The organism is Bittarella massiliensis (ex Durand et al. 2017) (assembly GCF_001486165.1).
Lineage (GTDB): Bacteria > Bacillota > Clostridia > Oscillospirales > Ruminococcaceae > Bittarella > Bittarella massiliensis.
Genome location: NZ_LN908976.1, coordinates 358,454 through 382,154 on the forward strand (window position 1 = coordinate 358,454; position 23,701 = coordinate 382,154).

27 protein-coding genes are annotated in these 23,701 nt (G+C 65.3%); 8 read left to right on the top strand and 19 right to left on the bottom strand.

The window, feature by feature from the left end; genetic code table 11:
• Positions 1–17 precede the first annotated feature (17 nt).
• The 9 genes from rplV to acpP form a co-directional block, all read right to left on the bottom strand.
• Entirely contained in the window at positions 18–353 is a 336-nt protein-coding gene (gene rplV, locus BN3266_RS05245; RefSeq protein ID WP_021659680.1) for a 50S ribosomal protein L22, read from the bottom strand.
• A 20-nt stretch (positions 354–373) separates the two neighbouring features.
• Positions 374–652 carry a 30S ribosomal protein S19 gene (gene rpsS / locus BN3266_RS05250; RefSeq protein WP_021659679.1) on the bottom strand — a complete coding sequence of 93 codons (279 nt, stop codon included), beginning with the start codon at positions 650–652 and terminating at the stop codon, positions 374–376.
• Positions 653–683: 31 nt separating this feature from the next.
• Positions 684–1,517, bottom strand: coding sequence for a 50S ribosomal protein L2 (gene rplB / locus BN3266_RS05255; protein WP_021659678.1), 834 nt, complete (start codon positions 1,515–1,517; stop codon positions 684–686).
• 87 nt (positions 1,518–1,604) lie between these two features.
• A complete protein-coding gene (gene rplW, locus BN3266_RS05260) occupies positions 1,605–1,898 on the bottom strand; it encodes a 50S ribosomal protein L23 (RefSeq protein WP_021659677.1) in 294 nt (97 codons plus the stop codon).
• The gene (rplD, locus tag BN3266_RS05265; protein ID WP_021659676.1) at positions 1,898–2,521 is read right to left on the bottom strand and encodes a 50S ribosomal protein L4; all 624 of its coding nucleotides are present in this window, start codon (positions 2,519–2,521) and stop codon (positions 1,898–1,900) included. The genes rplW and rplD overlap by 1 nt, the downstream gene beginning before the upstream one ends.
• A gap of 18 nt (positions 2,522–2,539) precedes the next feature.
• Positions 2,540–3,169, bottom strand: a complete 630-nt coding sequence (gene rplC, locus BN3266_RS05270; RefSeq protein ID WP_021659675.1) for a 50S ribosomal protein L3 — start codon at positions 3,167–3,169, stop codon at positions 2,540–2,542.
• Positions 3,170–3,238: 69 nt separating this feature from the next.
• The gene (rpsJ, locus tag BN3266_RS05275; protein ID WP_044992681.1) at positions 3,239–3,550 is read right to left on the bottom strand and encodes a 30S ribosomal protein S10; all 312 of its coding nucleotides are present in this window, start codon (positions 3,548–3,550) and stop codon (positions 3,239–3,241) included.
• A 435-nt stretch (positions 3,551–3,985) separates the two neighbouring features.
• Complete coding sequence (locus BN3266_RS05280; RefSeq protein WP_059004314.1) at positions 3,986–5,116, bottom strand: RCC1 domain-containing protein; 1,131 nt, start codon at positions 5,114–5,116, stop codon at positions 3,986–3,988.
• Between the two features lie 172 nt (positions 5,117–5,288).
• Positions 5,289–5,516: an acyl carrier protein gene (acpP, locus tag BN3266_RS05285; protein WP_021659671.1), complete on the bottom strand. Its 228-nt coding sequence runs from the start codon at positions 5,514–5,516 to the stop codon at positions 5,289–5,291.
• Between the two features lie 352 nt (positions 5,517–5,868).
• Here acpP and BN3266_RS05290 point away from each other — a divergent pair, with 352 nt between their 5' ends.
• Genes BN3266_RS05290 through BN3266_RS05305 form a run of 4 tightly spaced genes read left to right on the top strand, consistent with a single transcriptional unit; the run spans position 5,869 to position 8,553 of the window.
• Positions 5,869–6,696 carry a shikimate dehydrogenase family protein gene (locus tag BN3266_RS05290; RefSeq protein ID WP_059004316.1) on the top strand — a complete coding sequence of 276 codons (828 nt, stop codon included), beginning with the start codon at positions 5,869–5,871 and terminating at the stop codon, positions 6,694–6,696.
• Positions 6,686–7,189 carry a shikimate kinase gene (locus BN3266_RS05295; RefSeq protein WP_021659667.1) on the top strand — a complete coding sequence of 168 codons (504 nt, stop codon included), beginning with the start codon at positions 6,686–6,688 and terminating at the stop codon, positions 7,187–7,189. Before BN3266_RS05290 ends, BN3266_RS05295 begins: the two co-directional genes overlap by 11 nt.
• A 29-nt stretch (positions 7,190–7,218) precedes the next feature.
• The gene (locus tag BN3266_RS05300; protein WP_059004318.1) at positions 7,219–7,989 is read left to right on the top strand and encodes a class I SAM-dependent methyltransferase; all 771 of its coding nucleotides are present in this window, start codon (positions 7,219–7,221) and stop codon (positions 7,987–7,989) included.
• Positions 7,990–8,016: 27 nt separating this feature from the next.
• Positions 8,017–8,553 carry a hypothetical protein gene (locus BN3266_RS05305; RefSeq protein WP_059004321.1) on the top strand — a complete coding sequence of 179 codons (537 nt, stop codon included), beginning with the start codon at positions 8,017–8,019 and terminating at the stop codon, positions 8,551–8,553.
• 100 nt (positions 8,554–8,653) lie between these two features.
• Here the strand turns inward: BN3266_RS05305 and pepD are convergent, their stop codons facing one another.
• Complete coding sequence (gene pepD, locus BN3266_RS05310; protein ID WP_059004322.1) at positions 8,654–10,105, bottom strand: beta-Ala-His dipeptidase; 1,452 nt, start codon at positions 10,103–10,105, stop codon at positions 8,654–8,656.
• A 276-nt stretch (positions 10,106–10,381) separates the two neighbouring features.
• Here pepD and BN3266_RS05315 point away from each other — a divergent pair, with 276 nt between their 5' ends.
• Positions 10,382–10,834 (top strand): MarR family winged helix-turn-helix transcriptional regulator, encoded by a 453-nt coding sequence (locus BN3266_RS05315; protein WP_059004324.1) that lies wholly within the window; start codon positions 10,382–10,384, stop codon positions 10,832–10,834.
• On the top strand, positions 10,831–12,009 hold the full coding sequence (locus BN3266_RS05320; protein ID WP_082671668.1) for an SDR family NAD(P)-dependent oxidoreductase: 1,179 nt from the start codon (positions 10,831–10,833) through the stop codon (positions 12,007–12,009). The genes BN3266_RS05315 and BN3266_RS05320 overlap by 4 nt, the downstream gene beginning before the upstream one ends.
• A 97-nt stretch (positions 12,010–12,106) precedes the next feature.
• Here BN3266_RS05320 and BN3266_RS05325 read toward each other — a convergent pair whose 3' ends face one another.
• The 9 genes from BN3266_RS05325 to polA form a co-directional block, all read right to left on the bottom strand.
• Complete coding sequence (locus BN3266_RS05325; protein WP_059004326.1) at positions 12,107–13,066, bottom strand: nucleoside hydrolase; 960 nt, start codon at positions 13,064–13,066, stop codon at positions 12,107–12,109.
• Between the two features lie 15 nt (positions 13,067–13,081).
• On the bottom strand, positions 13,082–14,011 hold the full coding sequence (locus tag BN3266_RS05330; RefSeq protein WP_059004327.1) for a nucleoside hydrolase: 930 nt from the start codon (positions 14,009–14,011) through the stop codon (positions 13,082–13,084).
• A 132-nt stretch (positions 14,012–14,143) separates the two neighbouring features.
• Complete coding sequence (locus BN3266_RS05335; protein WP_059004328.1) at positions 14,144–15,643, bottom strand: phytoene desaturase family protein; 1,500 nt, start codon at positions 15,641–15,643, stop codon at positions 14,144–14,146.
• Positions 15,644–15,719: 76 nt separating this feature from the next.
• Positions 15,720–16,292 (bottom strand): TetR/AcrR family transcriptional regulator, encoded by a 573-nt coding sequence (locus BN3266_RS05340; protein WP_059004329.1) that lies wholly within the window; start codon positions 16,290–16,292, stop codon positions 15,720–15,722.
• Positions 16,293–16,445: 153 nt separating this feature from the next.
• A complete protein-coding gene (locus BN3266_RS05345; RefSeq protein WP_242861719.1) occupies positions 16,446–17,429 on the bottom strand; it encodes a nucleoside hydrolase in 984 nt (327 codons plus the stop codon).
• A gap of 166 nt (positions 17,430–17,595) precedes the next feature.
• Positions 17,596–18,606 (bottom strand): tRNA (adenosine(37)-N6)-threonylcarbamoyltransferase complex transferase subunit TsaD, encoded by a 1,011-nt coding sequence (gene tsaD / locus BN3266_RS05350; protein WP_059004330.1) that lies wholly within the window; start codon positions 18,604–18,606, stop codon positions 17,596–17,598.
• A gap of 219 nt (positions 18,607–18,825) precedes the next feature.
• Positions 18,826–18,951: a hypothetical protein gene (locus BN3266_RS14415; RefSeq protein WP_278275372.1), complete on the bottom strand. Its 126-nt coding sequence runs from the start codon at positions 18,949–18,951 to the stop codon at positions 18,826–18,828.
• A complete protein-coding gene (locus BN3266_RS05355; RefSeq protein ID WP_021659654.1) occupies positions 18,941–19,372 on the bottom strand; it encodes an arsenate reductase/protein-tyrosine-phosphatase family protein in 432 nt (143 codons plus the stop codon). Before BN3266_RS05355 ends, BN3266_RS14415 begins: the two co-directional genes overlap by 11 nt.
• Positions 19,373–19,406: 34 nt before the next feature.
• Positions 19,407–21,938, bottom strand: a complete 2,532-nt coding sequence (gene polA / locus BN3266_RS05360) for a DNA polymerase I (protein ID WP_059004331.1) — start codon at positions 21,936–21,938, stop codon at positions 19,407–19,409.
• Positions 21,939–22,129: 191 nt separating this feature from the next.
• Here polA and dusB point away from each other — a divergent pair, with 191 nt between their 5' ends.
• Together dusB and BN3266_RS14230 are read left to right on the top strand one after the other, a co-directional pair.
• Positions 22,130–23,110 carry a tRNA dihydrouridine synthase DusB gene (gene dusB / locus BN3266_RS05365; protein WP_368013944.1) on the top strand — a complete coding sequence of 327 codons (981 nt, stop codon included), beginning with the start codon at positions 22,130–22,132 and terminating at the stop codon, positions 23,108–23,110.
• 393 nt (positions 23,111–23,503) lie between these two features.
• Positions 23,504–23,668 carry a helix-turn-helix domain-containing protein gene (locus BN3266_RS14230; RefSeq protein ID WP_278275376.1) on the top strand — a complete coding sequence of 55 codons (165 nt, stop codon included), beginning with the start codon at positions 23,504–23,506 and terminating at the stop codon, positions 23,666–23,668.
• The last annotated feature ends 33 nt before the right edge of the window (positions 23,669–23,701 follow it).

Genomic DNA, 23,701 nt, shown 5'->3' on the forward strand with positions numbered 1-23,701 from the left:
TTACCTCCTCTTTCAGCTTATTCCTTTTCCTTGAGAACCATCGTCACGTGCGAGGTCCTCTTCAGGACGTGGAATGCTCTGCCCTGTGCTCTCGGGCGAATGCGCTTGAGCGTGGGGCCAGGACAAACGAAGCACTCTGCGACGTAGAGGCTGTTTTTGTCCATGTTGTGGTTGTTCTCAGCGTTCGCCATGGCCGATTTGAGGAGCTTCTGTAAGGGCTCGCTGGCAGACTTCGGGGTGTGCTTCAGAATGGCCATCGCCTTGTCGGCGGGCTGGTTCCGAATCAGGTCCAAAACGATCTGCACTTTTCTCGGCGCAATGCGCAAATGGCGAAGATAAGCTCTTGCTTCCATTTGGAATCCTCCTTTCGACCTTAACCTCTGTTGGATGTTTTGGAACCGGCGTGGCCTTTGTAGGTCCGGGTGGGGGCAAACTCACCGAGTTTGTGCCCAACCATGTCCTCAGTCACATAGACCGGTACGTGCTTGCGGCCGTCGTAGACGGCGAAGGTATGTCCAACGAAATCAGGGAAGATGGTGGAGGATCTGCTCCAGGTCTTCAGGACTTTCTTCTCGCCGGCCTCGTTCATGGCCAAAACCTTCTTCAGCAGGGAAGCCTGTACGAAAGGTCCTTTTTTAACGCTTCTGCCCATTTTCTATTTGCCTCCTTTCGATTACAGACGCCTACTTGGAGTTGGCGCGCTTGACGATGAACTTGTCGGACTGCTTGTGCTTCTTGCGGGTCTTGTGGCCCATGGTGGGTTTGCCCCAAGGAGTCACAGGAGAAGGACGGCCGATGGGGGATTTGCCCTCGCCGCCGCCGTGGGGGTGGTCGCAGGGGTTCATGACCGAGCCGCGGACGGTGGGGCGGATGCCCATGTGGCGCTTGCGGCCGGCCTTGCCCAGGTTCACGTTCTCGTGATCCACGTTGCCGACCTGGCCGATGGTGGCCATGCAGCTGGCGGGCACGTTGCGCAGCTCTCCGGAGGGGAGGCGGACCAGGGCGTATTTGCCCTCTTTGGCCATCAGCTGGGCGGAGTTGCCGGCGGAGCGCACCAGCTGGGCGCCCTTGCCGGGGTAGAGCTCGATGTTGTGGATGACGGTGCCGTCGGGGATGTTCTGCAGGGGCAGAGCATTGCCCGGCTTGATGTCGGCGTCGGGGCCGGCGATCACCTTGTCGCCGACTTTCAGGCCGACTGGGGCCAGGATGTAGCGCTTGTCGCCGTCGACGAACTCGATGAGGGCGATGTGGGCGGAGCGGTTGGGGTCGTACTCCAGGGTCTTGACGGTCCCCTCCACGCCGAAGTTGTTGCGCTTAAAGTCGATGATGCGGTACTTTCTTCTCTGCTTCCCGCCGCGGTGGCGGACGGTGATGCGGCCGTAGCTGTTGCGGCCCGAATGGTTTTTCAGGGGGGCCAGCAGGCTCTTCTCCGGCTCTACTTTGGACAGCTCGGAATAATCGGTGACGGTCATCCCGCGGCGGCCCGGCGTAGTCGGTTTGTATTTCTTAATCGCCATTGGGTTTCACTCTCCTATTATCAGGCTTAGCGGAAGGGGTTTGCCCTCCCATACGTTGCCCCCGGCCTCGGCGGGCCGGGCGGGCGGTTACATCATGTTGTCGAAGAACTCGATCCCCTTGGAATCCTCAGCCAGGGTGACGATGGCCTTTTTCCAGGAAGGGGTGTAACCGGAGTTGCGGCCCATTCTCTTTTCGCGGCCGCGCACGCTGATGGTGTTGACCTTCGCAACCTTCACGCCGAAGAGCTCTTCCACCGCTCTGGCGATCTCCACCTTCTCGGCGTCTTTGGCAACTTTGAAGGTGTATTTCTTCAGCTGCATATTGGCCATGCTGGCCTCGGTGATGACGGGTTTGATGACGATGTCCTGTGCCAGGCGCATTATGCGTACACCTCCTCGAGTTTGGAGACGGCGTCCTGCGCGATGATGAAGGTATCGCAGTTCAGGATGTCGTAGGTATTCAGGGTGTTGATGAGGGCGGTCTTCACGCCGGGGATGTTGGCGGCGCTCTTGACGAGCTTATCGCACTTCTCGGGCATGACGATCACGGCCTTCTTGCCGGCGCCCAGGGCGCCCAGCATCTCGCTGACGGCCTTGGTCTTAAAGCCCTCCAGCTCGATCTTGTCAACGACCACGACGCTCTCGCTGGCGGCCTTGGCCGACAGGGCGGACTTGAGGGCCAGTCTCTTGACCTTCTTGTTCAGGGAGTAGCTGTAGTCGCGGGGTTTGGGCCCGAAGACGATGCCGCCGTGGGTCCACTGGGGGGCCCGGGTAGAGCCCTGGCGGGCCCGGCCGGTGCCCTTCTGTCTCCAGGGCTTGCGGCCACCGCCTCTGACCTCGGTGCGAGTCAGGGTGGAGTGGGTGCCCTGGCGCTGGTTGGCCAGATAGTTGACCACAGCCGCGTGCATGACCGCTTCGTTGGGGGTAATACCAAATACGGCGTCGCTCAGAGTGATCTCGGAGACCTCTTTGCCGGCCATATTCAAAACTTTGACTTTAGGCATGTGCTTCTCCTCCTTCCACTAGGCTTTGACGCTGTCGGTGATGGCGACCAGGCCGCCGCGGGGGCCGGGGATCGCACCTTTGAGCGCAATGAGGTTATTCTCTGTATCGATCTTGACAATCTCCAGGTTCTGCACAGTGACCGTCTCGGCGCCCATGTGCCCGGGCAGCTTTTTGCCCTTGAACACCCGCGAGGGGGTGGAGGTGGAACCGTTGGAACCGGCGTGGCGGACCACAGGGCCGGAGCCGTGGGACTCCTTCAGGCGGTGGTGGCCGTAGCGCTTGATGGTGCCGGCGTACCCTTTGCCCTTGCTTGTCCCCTTTACGTCTACGTGGTCGCCCACCTGGAAGACGTCGGCCTTGATGATGGCGCCGACCTCCAGATCGCTGCCCTCCAGGGCAAACTCTCTCAGGTGCTTTTTGGGAGCCACGTCAGTTTTGTCAAAATGGCCCTTCATCGGCTTGTTCGTGCTCTTGACAGAGGCGTCGCCAAACCCGATCTGCAGGGCGCAGTAGCCGTCGTTTTCGGCGGTCTTCTTCTGCACGACCACACAGGGGCCCGCCTCGACAACAGTCACCGGGATGACCTTTCCCGCTTCGTCGAAAAGCTGTGTCATGCCAACTTTTTTTCCGAGAATCGCTTTGTTCATGTTTTTCCCTCCTTCGGTTATTGGTCGGCTTGCGCCGACATGACCTGCTTGCTGGGCAGGAAATCGCGCTTACAGCTTGATCTCGATGTCCACACCAGCAGGGAGCTGCAGGTTCATCAGACTGTCGACGGTCTTGTTGGAAGGCCGCAGGATGTCGATGAGCCGCTTGTGGGTCCTCCGCTCAAACTGCTCGCGGCTGTCCTTGTACTTGTGGACGGCCCGCAGGATGGTCACGACCTCTTTTTTGGTGGGCAGGGGGATGGGACCGGAGACCCGAGCGCCGGTGCGCTTTGCGGTCTCGATGATCTTCTCCGCCGATTTGTCGACCAAATTGTGATCGTACCCCTTGAGTCTGATGCGAATTTTCTCCTTGACTGCCACTTTAAATCGCCTCCTATTAGAATACATGTTTTTGGGGCGGTTTCAAAAACTAAACACTGACCCGGGTGTTTCATGTTGGGCCATAAAAAAACGAATACACTTGACGTGTGCAAGCATATCCGGGAATGGGCATGAAACGCCCTTTCAGCGGCAGGGAACGGGCATAGCTGTCCCCTTCTCGCTGTGTTCAGTATTTACTGTCGCCCGGTTTAAAATCGGACATACTCCACGGAAAAACCCACACAGATGTGTGGCAACCTCCCGCTTCAACGCATATCTTGTGCAGTCACGCTTTATTATAATACACCAGCGCCGGGCCCATTGCAAGGCTTTTTTCAAAGTTTTTTGGGCAAAAAAGAGATTTTTCACCCTCCCTTTTGCCCCGGTTGGAGAATTTTCTCCAACCTTTGTCCGGCGCGCCCTCTTTGCCGCCCTTCAGCCGCCGTGGCGGCGCTTCCAGCGGATGTCGATGAAGACCACCGCCCAAAACAGGCCAAAGAGGGCCAGGATGTGCCAGGCCTTCATCACCGTGCGCCAAAAGCCTCCCGGCTGCACCCCGCCGGCCAGCACCCGCTGCCGGTCCCGCTTGGCCCGGCGGATGAACTCACCCACATAGCGGTAGCTGGCCCGGGTCTCGCTCAGCTCCGCGGCGATGGCCTGTCCCTGCTCGCCGGCGCCCCGCACCTCGCCCTCGGCCCCGATCCCGCAGAGAAAGTTGCTTCCTATATATAAGAAGGTCGTTTTCTCCCAGCCGGCGGCGGCCTCCATCCCGGCGGACTCCTCCCCCAGCAGGTGGACGTTTCCGGCGCTGTCCACCGCCACCGTGTTCTTCATCCCGGTGGCCACATAGATGATCTGGCGGAGGGAGCCCACCTCGCACTGGCCGAAGGTGTTGTCCCCGGCGCTGACCAGGGTGCCGTCCCTGCGCAGGGCGATGGAGTGGTTGTAGGCCGCCGAGACGGCCACCACCCCCGTCTCCCCGCTGATGCTGCGCTGGCCGAATTCGTTGGCCCCGGCCGCCAGCACCTTGCCTCCGCCGGTGACCGCCAGCAGGTGGCCCCGTCCGGCCGAGAGGGTCTCCACCCCCTGCCACTGTTCCGCCCGCAGGAGCTGGTCCTCGTAGAGCCCCTCGCTCACCTGCAGCAGCTCCACCGTCCCGTCCTTGAGGAGGGCCGCCACAAAGGTGCCTCCCACGGCGATCTGCTCCACCTTTCCCCGGGGGGTGAAGGCGGTCTCCCCGCTGGGGGTGAAGAGGGCCACCGAGCCGTCGGCGTAGAGGAGGCCCACCCGGTCGCGGAACTGGTCGAACTGGGTGACATTTTTCTGCCGTTTGAGGGCGGTGGCCAACTCCTCCGGGCAGCCGGAGGAGACCGAAAGGGTGTTGTCGCTCCCCAACACCACCAGGTAGTCCCGCCCGCCGTTGACGGGGGAGGTGTAGGGGGTGACCTGCACCTTGTCCGCCGCCCGGGCCGGGGCGGGGAGGCAGAGAGCAAGGGAGAGGGCCATGAGAAGGGAGAGGGCCCGCCGCCAGAGCGGCCCCTTTTTGCTGGTTCGCACCATCGCCATCTCCCTCGCCCCCTCTCTGCCGGGCCCCGCGGCCCGGCTGCCCTTTTTCGCTGTCCCCATTATAGTGTGCCGCGGCCCTGCCGTCAAATCGGGGGCGGCCCTCTGCCTGAAAAAACAGAGGGGCGCCCGCCGCATCCCCGCGGCAGGCGCCCCCCCTGTTTCCGGCGAGTCCTTAGATGTGGGACTCGATGTATTTCACGATGTCGCCGACTTCCTTGATGTTCTCCACCTCTTCGTCGGGGATCTCGATGTCAAATTCCTCTTCCAGGCTCATCACCAGGTCGACCACGTCCAGGGAGTCGGCCTCCAGATCCTCCATGATGTTGGCCTCCATGGTGACCTTCTCTTCCTCCACGTCCAGCTGATCGCACAGGATCTCTTTGACTTTCTCGAATACCATATCATTTTCCTCCTATAAGAAAATACCAGTCTGCAAGATTGCAAAACATCGCCGCCAAAGCGGGTGGCGATTGCCTACATACTTGTATACACGTTTTGGCAGCGGCTGTCAATGGGTATTTGGAAAAAGGATGAAAAATCGTTGCTTTTCCCCACCCCGCCGGCCAACTGCTCTCCAGGCCGCCCCCTTTGGCCCAGAATTCAAAAAAATTTCATCTTCCCCTGCCCTCCTCGCCGCTCAATTTGTGGTATAATGGCCGCAACGCGGCCATTGTGTCGAGATGCCGGTCAGGGCGCTGTGCCCCCGCTTCCCGCCCCATCCCGCCGCACACGACTGACATTTGGAGGAACTTATGAAACAGGGCAAGACCTTCGGCCTGATCGGGGAGAAGCTGGGCCACTCCCTCTCCGGCCAGATCCACAGCCGCCTCTTCGCTGCACTGGGCGCGGAGGCCCGCTACGACCTCATCGAGATCCCCCGGGAGGGGTTTGCCGACACCTTTCCCCGGCTGCTGGCCGAGTACGACGGTCTCAACGTCACCATCCCCTACAAGCGGGCGGTCCTCCCCTACCTGGAGGCCCTCTCCCCCGAGGCGGCCGACTACGGCGCGGTCAACACCGTCGACTGCGCCGCCCGCACCGGGCACAACACCGACGTGACCGGCTTCCTCCGCTCCCTGGGAGAGCGGGTCGAGGCCCTCTCCGGCGACGTGCTGCTGCTGGGGGCCGGCGGCGCGGCGCGGATGATGGCCAAAGAGGCCCTGCGGCGCTGCCGCTCCCTGACGGTGGCGGTGCGCGACCCCGGCAGCGAAAATGCCGCCTCCCTGCGCCAGGAGCTGGCGGGGGCGGCGGTGCGGTTTGTCCCCCTGGGACAGATCGAGGGGGCATACGACGCCCTGCTCAACGCCACCCCGGTGGGGATGTGGCCCCAGGTGGAGGGCTGCCCGGTGGACGAGTCGGTCATCGCCCGCTGCGGCTTTATCTTTGACGCCATCTACAACCCCGCCGAGACCCGGCTGCTGCAGGCCGCCCGCGCCCTGGGCATCCCCGCCCTGGGGGGGATGGGGATGCTGGTGCTCCAGGCCGCCGCCGCCCAGGAGATCTGGCTGGGCCGGCCGGTGGACGGCGAGCTGACCGGCGAGCTGGTCCGGTCGCTGGAGGGGACGAGCCATGCGGGATAACTACGCCCTGGTGGGCTTTATGGGCTGCGGCAAGACCACCGTGGGGCGGGAACTGGCCAAGCGGCTGCAGTGCCCCTTCTGGGACCTGGACGCCGCCATCGCCCAGGGGGAGCGCCGGACCATCCCCGAGATCTTCGCCCAGCAGGGGGAGGCGGGTTTTCGGGAGCTGGAACACGCCTATCTAAAACGGGCCGCCGGGCGGCGGGGGGTCCTCTCCTGCGGCGGGGGGCTGGCCCTCTTCCCCCGCAACCGGGAGGTGCTCAGCCGCCACTTCACCACCGTCTTTCTGGACTGCGATTTTGAGACCTGCTACCAGCGCATCCGCGCCTCCTCCCGCCCCCTGGTGCAGGACAAGAGCGAGGCCGAGGTGCGGGCCCTCTTTGAGAGCCGCTACCCCATCTACCAGGCCTGCTGCGACCTGCAGGTAAACGCGGCCCACTCCCCCTTTATGGTGGTGCAGGAGATCCTCAAGCAGCGCCGCCGCCACCGCTAGGACAGCCGAGAAAGGAAGCGCTTCAAGACATGATCGACTTTTCCATCTGGCAGGACCCCGAGACGGGGGAGCCCCTCTCCTTCAACCGCGCCCGCCGCGGCTTTGAAAATCCCCGCACCGGCCGGCTCTACCCCGCCGACAGCCGGGGCATCCTCCACTTCTGCGGGGCGGAGGATGCCGTCGGCCCCGATGCCGCCAGCACCCGCTTTTACGATCGGTTCGCCCCCTTTTACGAGGGGGGACAGAAACTCTATTACAGCCTCTACGGCGGCGAGCGGAAGGCCCGAAACGACTACCTGCAATACCTGCACATCCGCCCCGGCGACCGGGTGCTGGAGGTTTCGGTGGGCACCGGGGCCAACATCCGCTGCCTTCCGCCCGAGGCCGACTACTACGGCATCGACCTGTCGACAGGGCAGCTCGAGCAGTGCTTTCTGCAGAAGCAGAGGCGCCGGCTCCCCCTACACCTCTGCCAGGCGAACGCCGAGGCCCTCCCCTTTCGGGACGAGAGCTTCGACGCGGTCTTTCACGTGGGGGGCATCAACCTCTTCTCCGACCGGGAGGCCGCCATCCGGGAGATGGTGCGGGTCGCCCGGCCCGGCGCCCCCCTCCTCATCGCCGACGAGACCGAGCGGGTGGCCCGCCGCTACCAGCACCTGCCCTTCTTCGGCACCCCCTTCCGGGGGCGGGAGGAGATCGTCCCCCCGGTGGACCTCCTTCCCCCCAATGTCACCGATGTGGCCCTGGCCGACGTCCGCCGGGGCAGCCTCTACTGTCTGACTTTCTGCAAAGCCCTCTAGGGGGCCGCAGAGAAGGGAGTGCCGCCGATGAGCAAGCACCTGTCCGCCGCCTTTTTCTCACCCGTCCGTCTCCTGGTCCTCGTCTTGGCCCTCGCCTTCTCCCTCTCCCTCGCCGGTTGCCAAAAGGCCCTCAAAGGGACCGATGCGCTGGTTGAAAAGGCGCGGGCGGAAATCCCCATTGCCGACGCGGAGAACACCGAGATCCGGTACGCCGGGCAGTGCGCGCAGGGGGATGACGCCCTCCTCTGGTTCATCTCGGGCAACGAGCACCAGGCGCACAGCTACCTGCCCATGGAGTGCACCGTGGTCGGGGAGGGGGAGTATGTCTTTGTGCGGAGCTACCGCCCCCTCCCCCGCGGCGGCAGGGACATCGTCGCCCTGCAGTGGAAGCGGGGGCTCGCCCTTTTGATCAACGACCCGCGCTGCACCACGGTCCGCCTCTCCGACGGGGAGGGGACCCGCCTCTTTTCCATCGGGCAAGAGGGGTACCCCTACATCCTGTACAGCGAGACGCTGCCGTCGCGATACCAGTTTTTCGACGCCGAGGGAAACGAGCTCCTGTAAAGGGGTGAACGGCAGGCGCCCCTCCCAATGCAAAAGAGCAGCCCGACCGATCTGCCGCCGGTCGGGCTGCTCTCTTTTTTTGTTTGATCAGTGGAAGGGGCTACTCGGCCAGGGCTTCCAACACGGCCATCACCATCGCAAAGGTCCGCTGGAAGGAGGCCAGGTCCAGGCACTCGTCGGGGGTGTGGGCCCCGTCGGCGGTGGGGCCGAAGGCGATAATGTCCAGCGCAGGCAGTTTGTCCTTCAAAATGCCGCATTCCAGGCCGCCGTGAACGGCCTTCATCTCCATCTCCTTGCCGGTCTGCTCCTTGTAGATCTTCATGCAGAGTTCCCGCAGGGGGGAGTTGGCCTCGTACTTCCAGCCGGCCATGGGCTCGTTGATGTCGGCCTTCACCCGGCACATCTCGGCCAGGGTCGCCATCTCGTCGGCCATGTGGTCGCGGACGGTGGGGTCGCTGGAGCGGATGAACTCGGTCATCTTCACGGTGTTCCCCTCGCTCACCGCCACCCCCAGGTTGCCGGAAGTGACCACCAGGCCGGGGATCTCCATACTCATGGTGTAGACGGCGTTGGGGAGCAGGTAGACAAAGCGGATCAGCTCGTCGCTGGAGGCGCTGTCCATCATCTGGGCGGCGGGCTCGGCGGCGGCTGCCTGCAGCGCAAAGCCGGGGTCGCTGGCCGCCAGCTCGGAGGAGATCTCCGCCGCCACCCGCTGGGCGATGGCAATGGCCTCGTCGGCCCTGCCGGCGGGCACGGCGATCAGGGCGTCGGCCTCCCGGGGGATGGCGTTCATCTTCGAGCCGCCCGAGAGGCTCACCAGGTTCACCGGCATCGCCTTTTTGATGTTGTGCAGCACCCGACCCATCAGCTTGATGGAGTTGCCCATCTCCTGGTCGATCATCATGGCCGAGTGGCCGCCCAGCAGCCCCCGCACCGCCAGGGAGACGGCCTCTCCGGCAAAGGGCACCAGCTCGGCCGACTTCTCAAAGTCGATGAGCAGCCCGCCGGCGGAGGAGACGATCATCGTCCCCTCGGGGCCGCAGTCCATGTTCAGCAGGTACTTGGCCTCCAAGTCGGAGCAGTCCAGGGCAATGGCCCCCAGCAGGCCGATCTCCTCCATCGAGGTGAAGACGCACTCCAGCGCCGGGTGGCGGTAGTCGTCCCGGGCGAGGGCGGCCATCATGTAGGCCACCGCCACCCCGTTGTCGGCCCCCAAAGTGGTGCCCGAGGCGCGGAGGATGCCGTCTTTCACCTGCAGCTTCAGGGGGTCTTTTTCAAAGTCGTGTTCGGTGGCCTGGTTTTTCTCGCAGACCATGTCCAGGTGGCCCTGCAGCATGACGGTGGGCAGCCCCTCGCAGCCGGGGGAGGCGGGCTTCTTCACCACCACGTTGTAGGCGTCGTCCATCCGGCACCAGAGGCCCAGGTCCTTGGCAAATTGCATCACAAACTCGGCGGCAGCTTTTTCGTTGCGGCTGCCCCGGGGAATGGCGGAAAGCTCTTCAAAATAGCGCAGCGCGTCGGCCGGCTCGTATCCTTTGGTCACATACTCCATGGGGGGTTCGCCTCTTTCTCTCTGAAATTGCGCCACCGCACCGGGGGAAGACCGCCCGGCCTGTCCGATGGCATTTGCCAACAGTATACTCTTTCCCCCGCCATTTTTCCAGTGGAAAGCGGCAAATCGCCAGGAGAAATTTCACCCCGCCCCGCCGTCGCATCTGTCTACTTTGCCCCTTTTTCCCCGGCGGTCAATTTCCCCTTGACAGGCAGGGCGGTCTACCTTACACTCTATTTATACGATTATCGTATAATACGAAAGAAGGTTATAAATATGGCAAACCCCGATCCCCTCCAGGTGGCGCAGCTCTGGCACGAGGTGCTCATGTACAGCTCCACCCCCGAAGAGGTGGCCCGCTACCCCGAGCTGATGGGCCGCTCCCCCCTCGAAATGCGCCTGCTGCTGATGGCCGGCGCGGCCCCCCACCTGCTGCTGCGGAACTACCTGGCGGCCCTCCACATCCCCAAGAGCACCCTCACCAGCGCCCTCAACCGGCTCGAGGGGCAGGGCTATCTCCGCCGGGTCATCAGCCCCCGGGACCGGCGCTCCTTTCAACTGGAACTGGGGGAGCGGGGACAGGCCTTTCTGCTCAGCTACCTGGACTACCAGCGGGGGATGGGGGAGCGGATCCTCGGCGGCCTCGCCCCGGAGGAGCAGCGGCAGTTGGCGGCGCTGTTGCAAACAGTCGCCGCCTACATGCTCCCCCGCCAGGAGGGGGCGAGATGATGCGGGGCGGCGAGCGGTTTGCCGGCCGGATGGCGGGGAAGGTCGTCCTCCTCACCGGGGGCGGCGGGGGGATCGGCGTCGAGGCCGGCCTGGCCTTTGTCGAGATGGGGGCCACCGTCCTCCTCGCCGAGTGCGACCGGGAGCGGGGCCTTGCCGCCCAGCGGCGGCTGTGCGACCGGCGGCCGGGCAGCGGCGTCTTTCTGCCCGTCGATCTGACCGACGAAGGGGATGTAGAGGTCCTCTGCGGGGAGGTGGCGGCCCGCTTCGGCTGCCCCGACGTCCTCTTTCACAACGCCACCCTGGCGCAGATGGGGGCGGTGGAAGAACTGCCCCTCGACGCCTGGAACCGAAGTTACGCCGTCAACCTCCTCGCCCCGGTGCAATTGACCCGGGCCTTCCTCCCCGCCATGCGGGAGCGGGACAGCGGGGTGATCGCCTTTGTCTCCTCCTCCGGGGCGGCCCCCCACATGGGGGCCTACGAGGTCTTTAAGACCGCCCAGGCGGAGCTGGGTTCCACCCTCGCAATGGAGCTGGAGGAGACCGGCATCCACGCCTACACCATCGGCCCCGGGCTGGTGCGCACCGCCACCGCCGAGGCGGCCATCGAAATCGTGGCCGGGCGGATGGGGATGAGCCTGCCCGCCTTCTACCGCCAAAACGAGAGCCACCTCCTCAGCGCCGAGGCGGCGGGCTGGGGCTTTGCCCTCTCGGTCCTCTTCGCCCAGCGCTACCGGGGGCAGGAGATCGCCTCCGTCCAGGTGCTGGGGGACTGCGGCCTCTCCCCCGAGGGGGTGCCGGAGCCGCCTGCCGGGGCCCCGGTGGACGGGCAGGCGGCCGCCCAGGCCTTACAGCGGGTGGCCGACACCTTCTTTGCCCAGTATCGAGGCTGGAAGGGGATGAACGTCTTCGAGCGCCAGTGGGTGCTGCGGGACTTCAAAAAGTCGGTGGGGCTGCCCGCCGACGGGGCGGCCGAAACCCTGCGAGAACTGCTGCGGGCGGGACCGGCCGCCCTGGGCGCCCAGCGGGCGTTTCTCCAGCGGTTGCAGGGCTACTGGGAACGGCAGTACACCCTTTTGCAGGGCTACGAGCGCGACCCCGCCCGCCGGGCGGAAAACAGCCGCATCGTGCAGGGCTGGGTGGAGGAGGTGGCCGCCCTCCTCGCCCTGCTGCCCTAGAAAGGGTGGCGGACAGAGCCTGTCCCCCCCAAAAAGCATCTCGGCACAGACAAGAGCGCGCCGGCTGTCATAGCCGGCGCGCTCTGATTTTGCCCTCTTATTTGCCCTCGTAAAAGCGGAACATCTCCTCCATCACCCGCTTGAAGCCCTCGCGGGAGACCTCCATCGAGACCCGGCAGCTGCGAAAGCCGCTGGGCCGGGGGGAGAAGTCCACCAGGGTGCGGCCCCGGCTGGGGCCGTCCTCGGTCTCGATGTCCACGTGACACCGCTTCCAGGTGACGATGGAGGGGTCGGCCACGCAGGCCACCGTCATGCAGTCGCAGAGGAAGGGGGACGGGTCGTCGGACTTGGCGGTGATCAGGTCCTGCATCCCCTCGCCCCGCTCGGTCTTATAGCGCATGATCTCCCCGGTGAGCCGGGCGATGCGGTGGTCGCAGGCCAGCAGGTCGCCCCAGTCGCCGCTGGTGAGCTTGGCGCGGAAGATGGTCTCCAGCTCCACCATGTCCACCGGCACCCCGCTGCGAAAGACGATGTCCGCCGCCGTGGGGTCGGCCCAGAGGTTGTACTCGCCGTAGGCGTTTTGGTTGCCGTAGATGCGCGAGCCCCCCATGATGGTCAGGTTGGCGATCAGCCGGGCGGCGTCGGGGTATTTGGTCAGCAGGATGCCCAGGTTGGTCAGGGGCCCCAGGGCGATGATCTCCAGCCGGCCGCCGGCCTTGGCCGCCTCGTCGTAGATCACGTCCCAGGCGTGGCGGGGGTCCTCCTGCTGGGGGGAGGCGGGGAGGGTCACCGTCCCCAGCCCCCGCACCCCGTGGGCAAAGGAGGCGTCCGACGCGGGGTAGAGCATCGGCGCCGCCGCCCCCCGGGCGACGATGGTGGACAGCCCCGCCTCCCGGCAGAGGTCGAGGGCGTTCTGGGTGGTCAGGTCGATGTTCACATTCCCCGCCACCGAGGTGACGGCGCGAATGTCGAACTCCTCCCGGCTGGCGGCCAGAAACAGGGCGACGGCGTCGTCGATCCCCGGGTCGCAGTCAATGATAAATGGGCGCTTTTCCATCTCTTGTCCCCTCCTCTAACCCAATTTGGCAATGCAGTCGATGAACAGCCGGGCAAACCCGTCCCGGTCGCCGCCCACCACCACGTCGATGTTGGCCTCTTTGCAGCCCACCCCAAAGGGGCGGATGTAGGTGGCGGTGCAGCCCCGGCTCAGGGACTTGCCGGTGTCCACCTCCACGTAAAACCGGCGGGTGTCGAAGAGCCCCTCCTTGATCAGCCAGGCGCTGACCACCGCGTCGTGCACCACCAGGTCGCGGCCGTTGCCGCCAAAGGTGTCCTGGCAGTAGTCAAAGAGCTGGGCGCAGAGAGCCCCCACCCGCCCGCTGCGGCGGACCTCTTCGATCTCCTCGGGGCGCAGGGCCATCTTCTCGGTCACGTCCAGCCCGCACATGGTGATGGGCAGCCCGCTGCTAAAGACAATGGCCGCCGCCTCCGGGTCGTGCCAGATGTTGAACTCCGCCGCCGGGGTGATGTTCCCGCCCGAGGTGGAGCCCCCCATCAGGCACAGCCGCTTGATCTTCCCCTTCAGCTCGGGGTAGGAGAGGAGCAGGGCGGCGATGTTGGTCAGGGGGCCCAGGGCGGCGATCACCATCTCCCCCGCGGCCTCCCTGATCTTGGCCGCCATGAAGTCAACGGCATTTTCCCCCAGGGGCCCCCGCTGCGACAGGGGCAGGATCACCCCGTCCAGCGCCGTGGCGCCGTGGTAGGAGAGGGCCGGCCGGCACTCCCCCGCCAGGGGTTTGACACAGCCGGGGACCACCGGGATCTCCTCCCCCAGAAAGGCCACCAGCCGCAGGGCGTTTTCGGTGACATTGGGCAGCAGCCCGTTGCCGGGGACGGTGGTGATCCCCTGCAGGTCAAACACCCCGCTGCCCAGCGCCATGAAGAGGGCGGCCGCGTCGTCGTGTCCGGGGTCGCAGTCCATCAAAAGCGGAATTCGGTTCATCTTTCATCCTCCCTTTGCCTAACCTTTTTTCGTACCGTTTCATTGTATCAGCAAAGGGGCCGCACAGACAATACGGCCCCTTTTTTTCAGCGTTCCCACGGGAATCGCCCTCTTTTTTTGGCTAGTTTGCCCTCACTTCTCCCCGCCGACAAAGGGCATCCTTTCGGTCCGGCAGATGCGACGGACCGTCTGACTGCCGCAGATGAGGGCGATGGGCAGTCCGCCGGTGGTCTGGCACCACTGGCTGGCAAGCAGGGCGTTTTTCAGCCCCTTGACCCGGCCGGCGGCCGCCATCTGCCCCGCGCCCGGTGTCAGCACAAAGGACATCCAGGCCCCCTGATAGGCGCTGCACCATCGGTGGTAGGTCACCGGGGTCGTCAGGTCAAGGGGCAAAAGCTTCCCCGCCAATTCCGGGAATTGCCCCTCGACGCGGCGGCGCACCTCCTCCAGCAGCCGCGCCTTCTCGGCCCGGTAGGCCGTTCGGTCCCGGGCAAGGGACTGCCAATAGGGGTAGTCCTCGGCCGCCGACTGGTCCAGGTTGCAGACCATCACCGTCTGCCCCGCAGGGGCGAAGGTCGGCTCGTCGCTGTACTGGGTGATGCCCAGGTGCTCTGCCCGCTGGGTCCCAACCGAAAGCGGCTCCACCAAAAAGCCCAGGGTGCGGGGCCAGTCCCGCAGGTCCGCCGCCACCCCAAACGCCGCCCGCACCGAGGTGGGGCGGGGATTTTTCTCCTCAGCGGCAAACCGCCTGTCCCAGGCGGGAGCCGGGTGCCTGCCCCCCAGCAGCCGGTGCAGGGCAAAGTGGGCGTCGCAGGCCGCCACCGTCCAGTCCGCCGCCAGCCGCTCGCCGCCCGCGAGCACCAGCCCCCGGGCCCGGCCGTCCTCCTCCCAGACCTCTTCCACCGGGCAGGAAAGGCGCAGTTCGCCCCCCAGCGCCCGGTAGCGCTCCGCCATTCGCAGGGCCAGGGCCCGCGAGCCCCCGGCGGGCACGTCCCCGTTGCCGCCGGTAAAGGTCGCCAGGGAAAAGAGCAAGGCGCTGGCGGCGTATCCGGGCGGCAGAAAGTGCCCCATCATCGCCCGCAGGGCCGGATTTTGAAACCGCCCGGCAAACGCCGCCACCGACAGCTTGCCGTATTTCTGCATCGGCGCCGCCGCCCCCGCCATCGAGGCCATCATCCGGCAGAGTTCCAGGGGGTTCATCATATCCATGGGCTTGCCGGAGGGGATCTCCATCCCCTCCAGGGTGCGGATGGCCGCGCACATCTCGCGGATGCGGGCTTCGTCCTCGGGGGCAGCGCGGCAGAGCTCCTCCTCGGTCCGCTCCAAATCCCGCCAGAAGGTCAAGTCGCCGTCCGGATGATAAAACCGCCAGAAGGAATCGGGCTGGTGAAGCGCCACCCCGTCCAGGGCCCCCACCTCCTCCCACATCCGCCGCAGAGGGGTGCCCTCTCGAGTGCCGGTCAGCCAGTGGATACAGCCGTCGATGTGGTAGCCCTGCCGGTCCCAGCCGGTGCACTCGCCCCCCGGCAGGGGGTTTTTCTCGCAGATGATCGTCTGAAACCCACTCTTTTGGGCGTAGATGCCGGCGGCCATTCCGGCCACCCCCGCCCCGACGATGGCGATCTTTTTCACCGCTTGCACTCCTCTCTCGGCGGCCGTCCGGCCGCCCTCAGGCCCGCCCAAAGGCAGGACGCCCCTCTCTTCCCCGCTACCGCCGCAGGATGTCCACCAGCCACCCCGGTTCGGGGCAGGGCTCCTCCGGGCAGCGGGCCAGCTCCTCCGCCGCCCCCTGCACCGCCGTCCAGAAGGCCAGCGACAGAGCCAAGGGGTCCCCCTCTTTAAATACCCCCATGGCCTGCCCCGCCGCCACCAGCGGCGCCGAGCGGCGGATGTTGTCTACCCCCTGGGCCCGCTCCCGCACGGCAGGGGGAAACTCCTCGCTGTACTGGGCGCGGCCCATCAGCACAAAGACCTTGGCCACCGCCGGGTTTTGGGCGATGGCCCCGAAGATGCCCTCCGCCGCCCGCAAGAAAAACTGCTCCGGGTCGACCTGGGGCAGCTCCATCATCTGCGCCGGGCCCCGCCGCCCCAGGTCGATGAGCTCCTCGAGCACCGCCTCTTTGGAGGGGAAGTAGTGAAAGAGGAGCCCCGCGCTCATCCCCGCGGCGGCGGCGATGTCCCCCACCTTGGTGGCCGCGTATCCCCGGCGAACAAAGAGGTCCAAACTCACCCCCAAAATCTCTCGGCGGCGGCGCGCCCGCTGTTCCTCCCGCTTGTTCATTTTATTAAATCTCCATTCATTGAATATTTATTTAACAAACTTAGTGTACCCCTTCTCCCCTGCCCTGTCAACTCCCATTTTGCACCGGGGTAAAATGGGTGCAAAAAGGCGGCCCGCCCTCTCTGGGGCGGACCGCTCTCGGTGTTTGGGTCCCTACCGGGCCAGCTTGGTGTACAGGTCGCCGATGATGCGGTCGCGGCGGACGCTGTATACGTAGAGGATGGGGTGGTTGCAGGGGCAGATGCTGTAATACCCGTCGTAGGAGGGGATGGGGGCGGGTTCCAGCCGGGTCTCGGTGCAGTCCATCTCCAGCAGCCAGGCCACCGGGGCCACGTCCCAGATGGTGCGGCTCCAGAAGGGGCCCTGGCGGTTTCGCTCCGCCTCCTCCCTGGTGATGTCGCAGAGGTAGTCGCAGAGCTGGTTTTTCCCCCGCAGCCAGTACTCGATTTCGGGGCCGGTGGTGGTCAGGGCCGAGACCACCCCGTTGCAGGGGAAGAGCACCACCGGCACCCCGCACCCCAGGAGGACGCGGGCGGCGGCCACGTCCTGCAGCATGTTGAACTCCTTGGTGTTGAACCACTCCAGCGCGTGGCCCCCCAGCCAGAGCACCACCACCTTGCGGGCAATGGCCGGCTCCATCAGCAGGGCCGAGGCCACGTTGGTGATGGCGCCGATGGCGATGACGTATAGGGGGTCGCCGTCGGGGCGGGCCATGGCCCGGGCCACCAGGTCGCGGGCGGCCGGCGAGTCCACCGGGGTCTCCTCGTCGGCCAAAAAGCGGTCGGAGCCGCGGTAGACCATCTGCCCGCAGTCCCCCTCCCGCCCCATCAGCGCCAGGACGCGGTGGGTCTCCTGATAGCTGCGCTCCATCCCCTCGGCGGCGCTGGCCACCTTCTCGTTGTGAAAGGGGGCCGCGTAGATGGCCTGCAGGTCGATCCGCTCGGGGGAGCGGAGGATGTAGGCCAGGGCGAACTGGTCGTCCACCTCGTTGAAGGGGTCGGTGTCCAGCACCGCGCTCACCCGCCCGGCGGGTTTTTTGAGCCGGCTCACGATGAATTCCGGCGGGATGTCGTGGGCCGGGGCCGGGTGGTCGTAGTGGATGTCCATAAACTCTTCCAGCAAACTGTGATAGCGCATGAAAAGCCTTCCTTTCTCCGGCAGGGCTTGCCTGCCCCAGTGGGGTCCCTCACTGCCCTCACTCTACCACATCCGCCGCCGGCTGTCTGTACCCGGCGAAAAAATTCCCCCTTTCGGGCAAAAAACGGCCTGTCCCCGCAAGGGACAGGCCGTTTTTCTCTCTTTTTTACCCCACCAGGTCGATGGGCAGGCTGGCCACCGCGTTCCAGCCCAGTCCGGCCAGGTTGCCGGCGCAGTACTCGTAGTACCCCTGGGAGGCGATCATCGCCCCGTTGTCCCCGCAGAGGGAGAGGGGCGGCAGGTAGAGGGCCAACCCCTCTTCCCGGCAGCGCTCGCTCAACTTCCCCCGCAGCCCCGAGTTGGCGCTGACCCCCCCGGCCACCGCCAGGGTCTTGTAGCCCAGGTCCCGGGCCGCCGCCAGCAGGTTGTGGCAGAGGATGTCGGCCACCTTTTCCTGAAAGCTGGCGCAGATGTCGTCCACCGGCAGTTCGGCGCCCCGCTGGGCAGCGTTGTGGGCGGTGTTGATGACCGCTGTCTTGAGGCCGGAAAAGCTGAAGTCGTACTTCCCCGCCACCTTGGGGGTGGGGAAGGAGAAGGCCCCCTTGTCCCCCCGCTGGGCGGCCCTGTCCAGGGCGATCCCCCCCGGGTAGGGGAAGCCCAGGGTGCGGGCGGCCTTGTCAAAGGCCTCGCCCGCGGCGTCGTCCAGGGTGCGCCCCACCACCCGAAATGCGGTGTAGGAGAGCACCTCGATGATGTGGCTGTGCCCCCCCGACACCACCAGGCAGAGAAAGGGCGGCTGCAAGTCGGGGTGGGCGATGTAGTTGGCGGCGATGTGCCCCCGCAGGTGGTGCACCGGCACCAGGGGTTTCCCCGCCGAGTAGGCCAGCCCCTTGGCGAAGTTGAGCCCCACCAGCAGGCAGCCGATCAGCCCCGGGGCATAGGTCACCGCCACCGCGCCGATCTCCTCCAGGGGGACCCCCGCCTCTTCCAGGGCCTGGCGGTAAATCTGCGAGATGGCCTCGGCGTGCCGGCGGGAGGCGATTTCCGGCACCACCCCGCCGTAGAGGCGGTGCTCCTCGATCTGCGAGGCCACCACGTTGGAGAGCACCTCTCTCCCGTCTCTCACCACCGCGCAGGCGGTCTCGTCGCAGGACGACTCAATTCCCAGTACCAGCATCCTCTGCCGCGCTCCTTCCGTCACTCTCTAGTCGCAGGTTCAAAATCAGGGCGTCCTCGTCCGGCGCCCGGTAAAACCGGGGCCGCCGCCCCGCCGCCGCAAACCCCAGCTTGCGGTAGAGGGCCACCGCCCCCCGGTTGGAGGCCCGCACCTCCAGCGAGCAGAGGGCGGCCCTACACTCTGGCCCTGCTGCGCGCGTGTCCGACGTGGGCCTGTCTCTTATACACATCTAGATGTGTATAAGAGACAGCCCCAGGGGCTGGGGCCGAAGGTCGCCGCCTCGATGGCCGCCACCTCTTCCAGCAGCGCTCCCTCGGCGGGGAGCACTGTCCAGCTAGCGGCCATCGGCGCCCAGCTCCTGCAAGATGCCGTTGACCGCCGCCGAGATCTGCGACAGGCAGGCCCGGTAGGCCTCGATCCCCTGGCCGTAGGGGTCGGAGACGCCGCCCCCCAGCAGGTGCACCTTCTTCATGCTGCCGCTGTCGAGCACCGCCTCCAAGATCTCCCGGTGCTGTTCAGTCATCACGTAGATCTCGTCGGCGTCCTCCACCGCCCGCATGGTCAGGGTGCTCGAGCGAAAGTCCCCGCTGTCGATCCCGATCTCCGCCAGGGCGGCGGCCGCTTCGGGGGTGATGGTGTCCCCCGGAAAGGCGGAGAACCCGCAGCTTGCGCAGGTGATGCTCTCATCCCTGCACCGGGCGCGAAACACCAGCTCCGCCATGGGGCTGCGGCAGGTGTTGCCGGTACAGGCGAACAGGATTTTCATTTCGCACTTCCCTCCGTCACTCTCGTTGTCTCTGTCATCCCTTGGCCAGGTACCAGTTGACGCCGGTGTGGGCGTCCACCACCAGGGGCACCGCCAGCGCGGCCGCGCCCTGCATCTCCTCGGTCACCAGGTCGGCCACCCGCTGGGCGTCTTCCTCCCGCGCCTCCACGATCAGCTCGTCGTGCACCTGCAAAATCAGTTTGGCGTCCAGCCCCTCGTCGCGCAGCCGCTCCCAGACCCGGCACATGGCGATCTTGATGATGTCCGCCGCCGTCCCCTGGATGGGGGAGTTCATGGCCATCCGCTTGCCCAGCGCCTGCAACACCTTGTTCTTGCTGGCCAGCTCCCGGATGTACCGGCGGCGGCCGTAGAGGGTGGTGACGTACCCGCAGTCCCGGGCGTCCTCCACCGTTCTCTCCATAAAGGCGCGCACCCCCTGGTAGGTCTCCAGGTAGCCCTTGATGTAGGCGTCCGCCTCGGCCACCGATACCTCGATGTCCTGCGCCAGGGAGTAGGCGCCGATGCCGTAGACGATGCCGAAGTTGACCGCCTTGGCCCGGCGGCGCATCTGGGGGGTCACGAAGTCCAGCGGCATCCCAAACACCTGGGAGGCGGTGATGGTGTGGATGTCCTGCCCGCTGCGAAAGGCCTCGATCATCCGCTCGTCATCTGCCATGTGGGCCAGCACCCGCAGCTCGATCTGGGAGTAGTCGGCGTCCACCAGGGTGTAGCCCGGCCGGGCCACAAAGAACTTGCGCAGCTCGCTGCCCAGGGGGGTGCGCACCGGGATGTTTTGCATGTTGGGCTCGGTGGAGGAGATGCGCCCGGTGCGGGTCTCGGTCTGGTTGAAGCGGGAGTGGATCCGCCCGTCCTCCCTCACCACCTTCAACAGCCCCTCCACATAGGTGGATTTGAGCTTGGTGTAGCTGCGGTAGTCCAGGATGTCCTGGATCACCGGGTCCTTGCCCAGCAGGCCGTTCAGGACGTCGGCGTTGGTGGACCAGCCGGTCTTGGTCTTCTTGCCGTGGGGCAGCCCCAGATCCTCAAACAGGGCGACGCCCAACTGCTGGGGGCTGTTGATGTTGAACGACCGCCCCACCCGGTCGAAGATGCGCTGCTGCACCTGGGCGATGTCCAGGTCGAGCATCTCCCCGTACTGGCGGATGCCCTCGCAGTCCACCGCGACGCCGGTCTCCTCCATGTCGCAGAGGACCTGGGCCAGGGGCAGTTCGATGCGCGCCAACAGCTCGGTCTCCCCCGCTGCCGCCAGCTTCTCTTGCAGGGTGGCGAGCAGGGGCATCAGGGCGGCGAGCTCCCCCTTCTGGGGCAGCTCTTCCTCCAATGAAAAGGCCGGGGCGGCCCCGTACTCGCCGATGAGCGCCTCCAGCTGGTAGGCGCTGGCGGTGGGGTTGAGCAGGTAGGCCGCCAACATCCCGTCAAAGGCGATCCCCGCCGCCTCGGGCAGCAGGTGGTAGAGGGCCTTGCTGTCAAACACCCATTTGGCGACCGTTTCATCTGCCAGCAGGGGGGCGATTTCGGCGAGGCCGGGGTAGAGGGCCACGTCCGTCCCCCGCACCGCCGCCCAGCGGCCGTCCTCCAGCGCCAGCACCCCCACCGGCCCCTCGCCGGCGGGCAGGGCGTCGGCCACCCGGGCGGAGGGCAGAGGGGCGGCCTCTTTCTCGCCCTCGGGGGCGGGGGCCGCGCCGTCGGGGTGCAGCCCCAGGCGGCCGATGAGCGACTGCATCTCCAGCCGGGAGAGGGTCTGGTAGAGCCAGCCCTCGTCCGCCGGGGCGGTCTTGTAGTGGCTCAGGTCCCCGTCGATGGGGACGTCGGTGCGGATCTCCGCCAGCTGGCGGGAGAGGTAGGCCGTCTCCCGCCCCTTTTCCAGTTTGGCCCGCACCCCCGGTTTGATGGCCGGGTCGTCCAGGTGCTCGTACACCCCGTCCAGGGTGCCGAACTGGGCGATCAGGCTCAGGGCGGTCTTCTCCCCGATCCCCGCCACCCCGGGGATGTTGTCGGAGCTGTCCCCCATCAGGGCCTTGACCTCGATCATCTGGATGGGCTCGACCCCGTAGCGCTCCCGGATCGACTCGGGGGTCAGCACCTCGGACTTTTGGGTGGTGGAGAGGCGCACCGACACCCGCTCGCCGATGAGCTGGTAGCTGTCTCGGTCCCCGGTGCAGAGGACGCAGTCCTCCCCCCCCTCCCGGCAGAGGCGGGCGAAGGTTCCCAGGATGTCGTCGGCCTCAAACCCCTCCACCGCCAGCAGGGGGTAGCCCATCTTCTGCAAAATCTCCTTGAGCAGGGGCAGTTGCTGGGCCAGCTCGTCGGGCATCCCCTTGCGACCGGCCTTGTACTGGTCGTACTGCAGGTGGCGGAAGGTGGGGGCCCGCAGGTCAAAGGCGATGGCGATGCCGTCCGGCTCCACCTCCTGCCGGATGCCCAGAAGGATGTTGAGAAAGCCGTAGATGGCGTTGGTGTAGCTGCCGTCCTTGGTGGTCAGCAGCTTGATGCCGTAAAAGGCCCGGTTGACGATGCTGTTGCCGTCGATGCAAACGAATTTCATCCCAGTCTCCCCTCCCCCGGCGGCCGTTCGGCCCGGGGCGATATGCGCGCAAAAACAGATGGTATTAGTATACCACAAAAACCGCCCGATTGGTTGTATCCCGCCGGCTTTTTTGGTAAAATACAGCGTGTGCCCCGGGGCCGGCCGGCCCCGGGCCAAATTTCGAGCACCTGAAAAGAGGAGGGATCGCCGTGTTGACAGTCGGCGGCAGGGAAATCGCCTGCCCAGTGAGCCTGGCCCCCATGGCCGGGGTGGCCGACAGCGCCTTTCGCCAGCTCTGCAAGGAGTTTGGCTGCGGCCTCCTCACCAGTGAGATGGTCAGCGCCAAAGCCCTCACCATGAGCGACCGCAAGACAAAAGATCTGTTGCGCCGCGCCCCCATCGAGGCCCCCTTTGCCATTCAGCTCTTCGGCGACGACCCGGAGATCATGGCCCGGGCCGCCGAACTGGTGATGGCCTGGAAACCCGATTTCATCGACATCAACATGGGCTGCCCCGCCCCCAAGATCGCCGGAAACGGCAGCGGCAGCAGCCTGATGAAAAACCCGCCCCTGGCGGCGGCCATCGTGCGGGCGGTGGTGGCCGCGGTGGAGGTGCCGGTGACCGTCAAGATCCGCAAGGGGTGGGATGAGCACTCGGTCAACGCCGTGGAGGTGGCCCTTCTCTGCCAGGAGGCGGGGGCCGCCGCCGTCGCCGTGCACGGCAAGACCCGGGAGCAGATGTACGCCCCCCCGGTGGACCGCGCCGTCATCCGCCAGGTGAAGGAGGCCCTCTCGGTGCCGGTCATCGGCAACGGCGAGATCGACTCCCCCGAGGCCGCGGCGCAGATGTTTGCCGAGACCGGCTGCGACGGCATCATGGTGGGGCGGGGCGCCCTGGGGCGCCCCTGGCTCTTTGCCCAGATAAACGAGTACCTGCAGACCGGCGAGGTGCGCACCCGCCCCACCCCCCGCCAGAAGATGGCCTGCCTGCTGCGCCAGGCCGAACTGGCCATTGCCCACAAGGGCGAAAAGCGGGCCATGGCCGAGATGCGCAAACACGCCGCCTGGTATTTTAAGGGGGGGCGGAGCGCCTCCAAACTGCGGGCCAAGGCCGGCACCCTCACCACCTACCAAGCCCTGGAGGAGATGACCAAGGAGGCCCTGGACTTGGGCTGCCTGGAAAACGGATAAAGTCTGCACCCGCAGAAGAAGGCCCCCTTTAAAAAGGGGGCCTTCTTCTCTCCCCGGCCGCGCCTCTTTCAGCGCCCACTCGCAGCACTGCAAAATCAACGAGTTGAGCGAGGTCCCCACCTCTTCCTTGGTTTGCAGCAGTTTTCTGTATATTGCCTCAGTGTGGCGAACCGTTATGGCAGCCAGCTCTTTGGCAGCTGATTGGCGAAAAATCGGCGGCGTCCCGCGCCCTTTCCCCGCCGGTTATTCTACAACGGCCATAGACCATTGCATTATTCAATGCAATGGTCTATTATTTATCATATTTTATACTTGCTTTTATTCAAACATACAGGGCAACCATTTGGGGGGAGAGTTATGCTAAAATTGTGCGTGCTTGAAAAATTGAATCAGATGGGGAAAACAAAATATTGGCTCTACAAACAGATGGGGATGAGCTATCAAAACTTTAGTAGGATGGTAAACGGCGAAACCCAATCCATCAAATTCAGCAATCTGGAACTCTTGTGCAATGTCCTGGACTGCGAGCCCGGAGATCTATTTGTATACGAAAAGTAGCTCATCTTCTCTGGGCAAAATACGCTTGCTTTT